The sequence below is a fragment of the Helicobacter sp. CLO-3 genome (genome assembly GCF_001854545.1).
GTDB lineage: Bacteria > Campylobacterota > Campylobacteria > Campylobacterales > Helicobacteraceae > Helicobacter_B.
In genome coordinates, this window is sequence record NZ_MLQN01000054.1 from 1 (window position 1) to 7846 (window position 7846).

A 7846-nucleotide genomic window follows, 5' to 3' on the forward strand; every position below is an offset into this window, starting at 1 on the left:
GTAATGTATAATATTTTTTTAACTTTTAAAAAGGGGCTAGCCATGCTAGAAATTCAGCGAAAATACATCGATTTTGTAAGCTTTGTCAAAGAAAAGACGCAAGACATAGCAGCAGTGGATAAAAATAAGCAAGATGAGCTTATCAAAGCTATCGAGGGAAAAAGGCTAATAGTGCCAGTGGTTGGCGGTTTCAGCGCTGGCAAAAGCTCGCTTATCAACCAGTTTTTGGGTAAAGATATTTTATCTACCAGCATCACGCCAGAGACAGCGATGGCGACAGAGCTTATCTATGCTGACAGCAGCTATTATGAGGCGGTGCGAAGCGATGGCAGCAGCGTGCGCTTTGAGCTAAGCCAGACAGAATCTATCAAAAATCAAGCGGCGGATTTTGAGTTTTTGCGCCTCTATCTAAACGAGCCAAAACTAAAGCAAATCGAGCCTTTGATTCTCGTAGATATGCCGGGCTTTGAAGCACCTCTAGCAGATCACAACAAAGCGATACTAAGCTATCTCGCAAAAGGCGTGTATTTTATCATCGTCATAAGCGTAGAAGATGGCATCATCAAAAAAAGCATAATCCGAGAAATCCAAAACATAATGACCGTTGGCAAAGGCTTCACCTTCTGCCTTAGCAAAACAAACTTGCGCGGCGATGCCGAGCTACAAAGCGTCAAAGAAGCCATAGAAGCGCAGCTTCAAGATGAGTTTGACTACCAAAAAGAGCTGGTTTTGACCTCAAAAAACAGCGCCCAAGAATTCCAAAACATCCTCGCAGGCATCAAGCCAGAGGCGCTTTTTGAAAAGATCTACAAAGACGACTTGAAAAACTACTATTTTCAGACAGAATCCAGCATAAACACCCAAATAAGCGTCCTAAAATCCTCCAAAGAAGACATAGCAAAGATTCTAGAGAATCTATCTCTTGGTGTGCAAGAAGTCAAAAATGCGCGGGATGGCGTTTTGGCTAAAGCGGAGAGTAAATATGCTGGGAAAAATATCGATAGCATCATAAATGCTGTTGAAGGCGCGCTGCTAGCGCAAAAAGCGTCATTGATAGGCTGTATGCAGCTTCCCAATGTATTCAACTCGGAGATAAACTCCATAGTGAGAAATATAGTCATACCGCAAATAACAGATGAAGCAAGAGATTTGCACCAAGACATCATGCAAGGATTCAACCACGCTCTAAGCAAGGTAAATGCAAACCTAAGAGATACAGGTTTTAGCATGGGGTTTGGTGAGATTTTGGATAGCGCTTTGTCATCTGCCAAACACAATAAACCAAGCGAGGTGCTTGCCAACTTGCCGATAGGATTTGTCAAGACGACAGTGGTGCTGACAGGAAAGATTCTAAGCCCTCTTCTGCAATACCTAAACCAATTCTTGCTAAAAAAAGAGCTAGAAAAGAAATTTGAAAGCGAAGTCGTGCCCTCTATCAAAGCCAAGCTAAAAACAGATCTGCCGCTTATTTTCAACCAATACATAAGCCAAGCCACTGATGCGATAGCTTTAAAATTTGAAGAGCAAATCAAGCAAAAAGAAGAAGAGATAGCAAAAAGCGCCAAAGAGCAAGAAAGCAAAGCCAGCGACATAGAACAAGAAATCGCCAATCTCCAAAACATCAAAGCTCAAATCGCCGAGCTTTCAAACAAAACTTTTTAAGGAGCAAAAATGCAAGTCGTAGAAAAATTTTTAAAGCTAGAGGATTTCATCGCTAGCAACGATCTAGGCTCGAGGACTGCGGCTTTGCGCGATGAGTTTGCTATAAGCTCAAGCGAAGAGCTCAAAAAATGGATAGAAAATAGCAAAACCGCTGGCAAAGTGCTAAGGCTTGGCATAGTAGGCAGGGTAAAAGCTGGCAAAAGCTCTTTGCTAAATGCGCTATTTTTCGATGGCAAAGACATCTTGCCAAAGGCAGCCACGCCCATGACAGCAGCGCTTACGATACTAGAATATGACGAAAATCTATCGGCTAGCATTGATTTTTTTAGCGCAGAGGATTTGGAAGAGATCAAAAAAGAGCATGCCAAATACCAAGCAGAATTCCAAAGAAGAGTGCAAGAAAAGGTAGAAGAAAAAAGAAAAAGGGCAGAATCTAAAAAAGACCAAGCTACCGGAGCGATAGACTTCAACGAAGCCAAAGAAAGAGAAATAGCCCAAAAAAGCGTCGAAAGAGAGCTAAAAAACACCACTCTATACGCCTCATACGAACAGCACGAAAAAATTAAAAATAGCGGCATAAACCCATCCACACTGCCAAAGAATCTAGATGCATCAAGCATTGAAGATCTGAAAGATGTCTTGCAAGACTATGTAGGCGCAGAAGGCAAATATATGCCCTTCACCAAATCTGTGACGATAAAGCTAAACCTAGAAACCCTCAAAGATATGCAAATCATCGATAGTCCCGGGATAAACGACCCTATCGTATCAAGAGAAGAGCGGACAAAAAAGCCGCTAAAAGATTGCGATGCGGTGTTTTTGATATCGCCTGCTGGGCAGTTTCTAAGCATAGATGATCTAAACCTGCTAGATAGGATAAGCGATAAAGAGGGGATTTGCGAGTTTAGGATCCTAGCTTCCCAGACAGATAATCAGCTTTTTACCAATGCCAGAGAAGAAGGCGGCGGGACTATAAGCGGTGCTTTGGACTATATACGCTCAACTCTTAGCGCAAACTTCAAAAGCACCATGACTGATTTCAAGCAAGAAAGAACCTCTGAAAAAATCAAGCAAACCATCGATAAGCTTATATCTAGCCCGCTGCTTCTCACCTCTGGCGCATGCTATGCGATGCTAAAAAGCTTTGGTGATAAATCTTCATGGGATTCTAATATGCAAAAAGTATGGGAGAATCTAAACGATGACTACAAAGACTTTTTCGCCAATGACGCCACAGCGCGCGAGAATCTAGGACTCATCGCAAATATAGACACCATAAGCCAAAACCTAGATGATATCCGCGCCAACAAAGACAAAATCATACAAGACAAAATCGCTGAATACACCAAAGCCAAAACAGCCACTTTCAAATCCTACGCGCAAGGCATAGAAAAAATCCTGCAAGAAAGCATCGATGAGCTAAACTCCAAAGACAAGGCGACTATCGAGAAGCAGATCAAGGAGCTTGGTAATAAGAAAGCAAAAGCTAGCTTTGAGCTAAGCGAGACATACGATAATGAATGCCTTGATTTTAAAATCAAGCTAGATGAAGGGCTGAAGGCTAAAAAAGCGGAGTATTTCAAAGAGGGGCAAGAAGCCCTTAAAGATAGTCAAGGCACAGAGGAAAGGTCTTATAAAGTGAGTGCATCTAGCTGGTATAACCCTTTTAGCTGGGGTAGCACTAAAACAGAATATGAGACTATTAATATCGTCCATGCTGGAGATGTGCGCAATGCTTTGGATGTTGTGATTTGCAAAGTCCAAGATTTGCTTAACAATGAAATCGCCAAAGAGCGCCGACATTGGAAAGAAGAAAGACTTAACAAAAATCTTATAGGCACGCTTAGAAAAACTTTTGATGATGAGGATTTGGATTGGCTATCTATATCAAAAATGATTAAAAGCATAGTGGATTCTATAAAGACTCCAGAGTTTGACTATAGCGACAAGCTACCAGATGAGCTCAAAAAAAGTGGGAAGCTACAGCGCTATGAAGCAGAAGAGTTTATAGAAAAAGCGCGTGATTTTATGAGTGAATTTGCTAGAGAAGTCACTAGGGATATAAATAACTTCACCAAAAACCTAGAGCGGAATCTAAAAGCCAAAGATGTGGCGAAAGATATTTTTGCCTCCTATGAAGAGGAGCTAAAAAGGCTTGAAAGTGAGCTTGGCAACAAAGAGCTTGCGATAGAAAAATACACCAACATGCTACAAAATCTAAAGGAGATAAACAATGCTTAGTTTTTTCAAAAAATTATTTTCCTCCCTCTCATCCAAAGAGCGCGAGCAATACGAGGCACAAAACCAAAAGCTAGCATCAGAGCTAGCAAGCCTAAAGCAAGATTTTGCCACAGAAAAGCAGAATCTAAATGATAAGCTAAGCGCGACGAGCGAGAATCTAGCAAAAACGCAAGATGAGCTAAATATCTCAAATAAAAATCTAGAGCAAACGCAAAACGCGCTTAGCACGACAAACGAGAATCTAGCAAAAACCCAAAGCGAGCTTAGCACGACAAATAAAAATCTAGCAAAAACCCAAAGCGAGCTTAGCGCGACAAGCAAGAATCTAAACCAAACCAAGCAAAAGCTAGAAGATACAAACTTCAAATTTAACTTCACTTCAAGCATACTTGCTGCCAAGCTTGAAAACGAGGCGCTAAAGCAGTTTCAAGCCTGCCTTGAAAAATGGCATGCATTTAGCACAGAGGGCGAGGATCTAAACGATGAGCTAGAAGCCTATACCAAGCTAAAAGGCATAGAGAAAAACCTAAAAATCGTCTGCGCCTGCTCCAAACTCTACCAAAACACCATAGTGGCTGTGGGCGGTGGATTTAGCTCGGGGAAATCCGCATTTATCAGCTCTTTTATGGAGGATAAAGAATTTAGCCTAGCTACAGACATCGCACCCACTACTGCTATCCCTACTTATGTTTTTCATGATACTATCACCACTTCTTTAGCTATCACCAATAGCGGCGCGTATGTCGATCTGCAAAAAATGGGCGATAAAACCCATGCTAGATTCTCGCATGATTTTATCAAGTCGTTTGATTTCAATATCAAAGACATCGTGCCATTTATGGTGCTTGGCGTAAAGATGAGTCATCAAAAGCTATGCTTCATCGACACGCCCGGATACAACCCTTCAGGCGCAGGACACACGCACCAAGACATAGAAACAGCAAAAGAGTATCTAAACAAGGCTAGCGTGCTGTTTTGGCTTGTGGGACTTGATGCAAATGGCACCATAGGAGAATCTGATATAGAGTTTTTGCGCGATTTGGATTTGGGGCGCAAAGAGCTTTTTGTCATCCTAAACAAAGCAGACATAAAATCTCAAGATGATATAGAATCTATCCTAGATATAGTCGAGGAGACTTTGGAGGATTATGGTATAGAGTTTAAAGGCATAAGCGCATATAGCGCCAAAAGAAGCAAAGAATACGCTTTCAAAAAAAGCTCTTTGCAAAACTTTTTGCTAAACCTCGAATCCCAAAGCCACAATATACACAAAAGCCTTGTCAAAGACCTCTACGCTATAGATGAAAAATGCCAAAAAGATTTGCTAAAAGCTATAGTGGAGAAAAATCTCAAAAATAGAGAACTCTCTGGCTTGGCGGCGGATTTGGCAGAATCTAACTTTGATGATATGGATAGCACTTTATATAAGCGTATAGAAAACCTCAAAAAACAGCAAGACACAAAAGGCTTGAAACAAAAGCTAGCAGAGCTTGGCGAGCGCATAGAGGATTTTAAAGACGCTATTGATGGGGTGTTTGGCAAAAGGCTAGAGCTAAAGCGCAGAATCTACACCGAAAAAGATGTAGAAAGCGAAGTGGCTTTTAAAACAATCTCTGATATGAGAAAAGAGAAGAAGCAGAAGCAAGAACGCGAGACAAAATCCAAAAATCCTGCCTCCAACACAAAAGAGGAATATATAGAAAAAGAAAATGCTGCGGAATACCAAGAGCAAGATGATGAAAATCATGAAATTTTTCTTAATATGCTTGCAGAATCTGAAGAGTTTGAGGACTTCCTTGTAATGTTTGATGTGGATCTTCTTGAGGTATGGTTGCTATCAGCAGCAAATAGCATATTTGATGATGAAGGGATCGCAGATAAATTAGGGCTTCAATCAAGCGATGATGTATGGGATTATGCATATGAATTCGAGGATGACTGGAAAACTTTTCTGCAAAAATATGACTTGGATTTGTGTCTATGGTTTAAATTTAGTTCATTAATCTTATCGGTAATTAGGGAAAAAGGCAGCAAATATGAAAAAATGGATGCCAAAGAGCAGTTCGCGTGCATAGAGGAAGCAATCGCTGACTGGCTTACAAAACTAAATTATAAACTTATGGATAAAACCGGCAAAGAAATGGATATTGATAAAATAATTACATATATTTGATTTATAGATTAGATTCTGCGAAGCGCGATAAGGCAAGCTAAACCAAAAGCTTGCCAGAATCCAAATCCACATTTTTAGATTCTGCCTTTTTTGGATTCTCGCTTTTTGTGTCCCGCTTTTTAAATTCTGCGCCTTTTGGATTCCGCCTCTTTTGCACCAGAATCCATCCGCGCAAACCCACTTCCTAGCCAAAATCCGCATTTGCGCTTTTTTAAATTTTGTTTTTTAGATTCCAGCCTTTTGCGCTAGAATCTATTTTTTCGCACACCTCTCATTTTTATAAACCCCCACAATCCACTTCAAACCAAAATAGTGCTAAAATACCCCATGCAATAAATAACCACGCAAGCAAGCCACAATCCACAATCCATAATCCAATGGGGAGCGCAAATGCTAAACAAAAAAACATATTTCTGGCTAAGCCTAGCTATCATGGCAGCAGTCACCATAAATCTCCGCGCGCCTATCAACTCCATGGGACCAAGCATCGAGGCTATCAGGGCGTATTATGGCATCTCTAGCTCCGTAGCAGGGCTGCTAAACTCCATCCCCCTCATCGCATTTGGCAGCATCTCTTTCATCGTGGCGTATTTTTCCAATACCAAAATCCTCTTCATCGCGCTTTGTGCTATCGCGCTTGGCGAGGTGGTGCGTAGCTTTTGTGGCGTGGGCGGGCTTTTTGTCGGTATGGCGCTCATGGGCGCTGGCATCGCGGTGGGAAATGTCGTCATCCCAAGCTTTGTCAAAAAGAAATTCCCCAAAAACGCGCCCACGATGATGAGCGTGTATTCGCTATTTTTAAACCTATCCTCCATCCTTGGCATAGCCCTTGCCCTGCCGCTTATCGACGCGCTTGGCATAAGGCTCGCGATGTTTGTGTGGATAGGCTTTGCGCTCATTGCTATCGTGCTTTTTTACCCAGAGATAAAAAACCATAGATTTTCGCGTCCCAAGCCAAAGCAGCTCGCCACCAAAAGCCTGCTAGCAAACAAAAACGCATGGCGCATCACGCTATTTATGGGGCTGCAAGGCTTTGTGGCATACTGCACTTTCACATGGCTGCCGCTCATCATCGCATCCAAAGGCTACAGCCTCGAATATGGCACGCGCCTGCTGCTTTATATGCAGCTAGCCTCCTTCCCAGTGGCGATGCTAGGACCGCTGGCGATATCCAAGATGCGCGAACGATACAAGCCATGGTATATGGCGGCGATTTGTGGGATGTATGTGGTGGGCTATGTGATGATTTTGCTTTTGGATTCTCGCGCGGCGCTGCTTTTTAGCATGGTTTGCATCGGGATTCCTATGGGTGGCGTGTTTGGCTTGGCACTGCTTTTTATCGCGCAAAAGAGCGCAAACACAGCGATTGCTATCAAGCTCTCCGCGATGGCGCAGGGCTTTGGCTATCTTATCGCAGCAAGCGGACCATTTCTCGTGGGGCTTTTGCATGATATGAGCGAGGGCTACACAGCGGGGATTTTCCTCGTGCTAATCGTGGCTATTTTGCTAAATATCTGCGGCATCTTCACGCAAAAATGCAAAATGGTGGAGTGAAAGCGAAGGGCTAGGCGTTTCACCAAAATTTGCTACGCGTTTTTGGAATCTCGCGCCGATAATTTCGCGCTATAAATCCTGCAAGGATATTGTATAATATGCGCTTTGTTTATTGATTTCAAATATTTTATGAAAGGCAAAGGATGAGTGATAAAAAAACGCAAGATGCTAAAATGCGAGATGTTAAAACCCAAGATGCCACAATGCAAGGCACCG

Annotated in this window: 4 protein-coding genes; all 4 read left to right on the forward strand. The window is 42.3% G+C overall.

All coding sequences use genetic code 11. The features are described 5' to 3' along the window. A partial coding sequence (locus tag BKN38_RS09700) for a dynamin family protein (protein WP_143000281.1) occupies positions 1–1662 on the forward strand: 1662 nt, incomplete at its 5' end. A 9-nt stretch (positions 1663–1671) separates the two neighbouring features. Then, on the forward strand, positions 1672–3903 hold the full coding sequence (locus BKN38_RS09705; RefSeq protein ID WP_066458122.1) for a dynamin family protein: 2232 nt from the start codon (positions 1672–1674) through the stop codon (positions 3901–3903). After that, on the forward strand, positions 3896–6076 hold the full coding sequence (locus tag BKN38_RS09710; RefSeq protein ID WP_070957817.1) for a dynamin family protein: 2181 nt from the start codon (positions 3896–3898) through the stop codon (positions 6074–6076). The genes BKN38_RS09705 and BKN38_RS09710 overlap by 8 nt, the downstream gene beginning before the upstream one ends. A gap of 390 nt (positions 6077–6466) precedes the next feature. Beyond that, on the forward strand, positions 6467–7630 hold the full coding sequence (locus BKN38_RS09715) for an MFS transporter (protein ID WP_066458112.1): 1164 nt from the start codon (positions 6467–6469) through the stop codon (positions 7628–7630). Positions 7631–7846: the final 216 nt, after the last annotated feature.